The sequence below is a fragment of the Persicitalea sp. genome, assembly GCF_041751555.1.
In the GTDB taxonomy this organism is placed as follows: Bacteria; Bacteroidota; Bacteroidia; order Cytophagales; family Spirosomataceae; genus Persicitalea.
The window spans coordinates 1-2438 of the sequence record NZ_JBGSXF010000346.1; the positions used below are offsets into that span (position 1 = coordinate 1).

Annotated in this window: 3 protein-coding genes; 2 read left to right on the plus strand and 1 reads right to left on the minus strand. The window is 45.0% G+C overall.

What is annotated here, in order from left to right; translation table 11 throughout:
* The coding region (locus ACEW8P_RS12400; protein WP_373513394.1) for an alcohol dehydrogenase catalytic domain-containing protein at positions 1-372 on the minus strand (372 nt) is incomplete at its 3' end.
* Positions 373-565: 193 nt separating this feature from the next.
* Here ACEW8P_RS12400 and ACEW8P_RS12405 point away from each other — a divergent pair.
* The gene (locus ACEW8P_RS12405; protein WP_373513395.1) at positions 566-1243 is read left to right on the plus strand and encodes a winged helix-turn-helix transcriptional regulator; all 678 of its coding nucleotides are present in this window, start codon (positions 566-568) and stop codon (positions 1241-1243) included.
* A gap of 727 nt (positions 1244-1970) precedes the next feature.
* Positions 1971-2351 (plus strand): hypothetical protein, encoded by a 381-nt coding sequence (locus ACEW8P_RS12410; RefSeq protein WP_373513396.1) that lies wholly within the window; start codon positions 1971-1973, stop codon positions 2349-2351.
* Positions 2352-2438: the final 87 nt, after the last annotated feature.

Here is a 2438-nt window from a genome sequence, read left to right on the forward strand (position 1 = left end):
CAGGCTTACCGCTTCGGCGGGGTCGATTCTATCGGGAACCGGCACCAGGTGCGTGGCGGGACGGATGCAGTAGTCGGCATTGCCCCCAATCTGGCTCAGGTCGGCCACCCGCAGACCGGGCTGAAAACCAGTCACGCCTTCGCCCACTTTATCGATTACCCCGACCACATCGTAACCGAGGGTGAAGGGTGGCTCTACCGATAAAAAGGGGTACAATCCCCGGCGAATGAAAGTATCGGTAGACACCACGCTCGAGGCTTCGACCCGGATGCGTACTTCGCCCGTCTGTGGTTCGGGAAGACTGGTTTCGTTTATTATCCGAATGAGATCGGGGGCACCAAAGGCTGTTGCAATGACTCGACGATTTTTCATATTTTTAAGCTGACTTTTCATTGGAGCGTTCACCCGGTTGCGCATGAGATAGCGCGAAAAAATCCACACTTTTGTATATACTCCTCGCTAGGAGATTTTCAAGGCTATGGCGATGCATCCATTTGAAGTGAAAGTGTAGTGTTTTTATAATACTTACTTTAATAGAACACTTACCAGATTATAACATAAAAATATGAGTTCCTCTTCTGAAAAAAAAAATTCAAATGTTGACGAATCAGTCTCCCTTGGCGAGGTGCTGGATTTCTTTTCTGAGCGGTGGGTGCTACTGGCTATCAATAGCTTAATGGGCGGTTCGCGCCATTTTAACGAACTTGGCCGTGATTGCGGGGGGGCCAGCGGAAAGGTGCTGATTCAGAAGTTAGGGAAGATGGAGCAGCTAGGCATTGTGGAGCGGACAGTGCTTTCGGTCACACCACCCAGTACGAGTTACGCTCTCACGTCTAAGGGTTTTTTGTTGCGCCCTGTCATCGGGGCCATTGACGGCTGGGCAAGGAGGTACCTACCCGCCCCGTTGGATTGGGATTCTAATCAGGGCGGGGAAGGGGCCCACGAAGGCAAGCAACCCATTCAGCTATTGCAGCAGAAGTGGGTTCTCCGCATCGTACTGGCGTTGCTGGAGTCGGGAAGTGCCGGGTACAACGAGCTAAGCCGCTTCGTAGGCGTCAACGTGACCACGCTGGGTCATCGGCTGCGTGAGATGGAAGCCGGGGGCTTGATCGACCGAACGGTTGTGACCAGCAAACCACTCCGCTACAGTTATACGCTCACGGCGGCGGGAGCGGCACTGCAAACCGTTATCGAAGCCACCGGGCAGTGGGTTAGCCAAGTTGGTGGCGGGCCGACGGATTAGAAACGGAAAATCGCATTCAAACCCATACTAGCCGATGACGCCAACGAACGGTAATTGGGGCTCATGCGTCGTTTTTTCAAACTGGCGGATTTGATCGATCAATCCGCCAAATGATGAACTTGTTGCTGTTTGCACTGGCGAGGCAAATATCGAGGGTGTAGAAGCAATCAGAACTAACAAAATGCCCGTTAATTCAGGTGCGTTTTTAATTATTCAAAAAAGGCACTCTGAGGAGAGAATATTCACCATTGGTTACGTTTATATTTTGTCGGTCTATAAACCCATAAATTATATTCTCAGATATACTACTACACAAATTCGATTATGGCATTTTTGATTCTAATCTTGTCCAAGTATTGGTCAAAATCCTTCCAGGTAACAAACTGACTGCAAATCACATGAAGTCCGCTCCTGAAAACCGACACCGCTGGGTATCTGTCGCCATTTCGATACCTAACGGTTCTGGGCTTGCGCCTTTATTTTACTAAGTTTGTCGTAGAGAGTCATGCGGGATTTTTGATGGTTTGGTCACTACAAAAATCACCATAATGGCTCTCTTTTTCAATGGTTCATCTCAAATTGTCCAGTGCTATAATTTTCATTAAAAAGGTACAGACGAAGTGAATTAAAAATTTGTACCTTGAAATCTTCTACTTCGCGAAGTCTTAAAATGTTGAAAATCAATTTAAAATGACATATTGGAAACGAAAAGTCAAAAAATACACTGATGGAATTATTGTATAGAATACTACTTGTTGTGGTAGGCATAATAAATATTTTGCCTGGAATTTTGGCTTTTCTACCTTCTAAAATTTCAAAGTCTTATGGAATTGAAATCCCTAACGTAAACTTTGAGTTGTTATTGAGACACAGGGCTGCAATGTTTGGACTTATTGGTGGGATTATGATATATTCTGCTATTTCCAAAAGGTTGTACGAAGTATCTACTTTTATTGGGCTATTTAGTATGGGTACTTTTATAATACTTTACTTTGTATTGGGCAATTCTGTTAATATAGAACTTAAAAAGGTAATGCTATTTGATATTGTAGCAATTGTCATTCTACTATTAGGCTACGTTTTATATAAGTTTTTGGTAATTGTTTAGGTACGCATTTTGCTATTTACTTTTCATGGCAGAGACAGATGACATCGGGATCTTTAAAGCGTTGGTGCACAGCTTGCTGGCTGAGGT

What these genes read in the sequence shown, in the direction of transcription:
- ACEW8P_RS12405 (WP_373513395.1), top strand. Translation starts at nt 566, where the DNA reads ATGAGTTCCTCTTCTGAAAAAAAAAATTCAAATGTTGACGAATCAGTC.
- ACEW8P_RS12410 (WP_373513396.1), top strand. Translation starts at nt 1,971, where the DNA reads ATGGAATTATTGTATAGAATACTACTTGTTGTGGTAGGCATAATAAAT.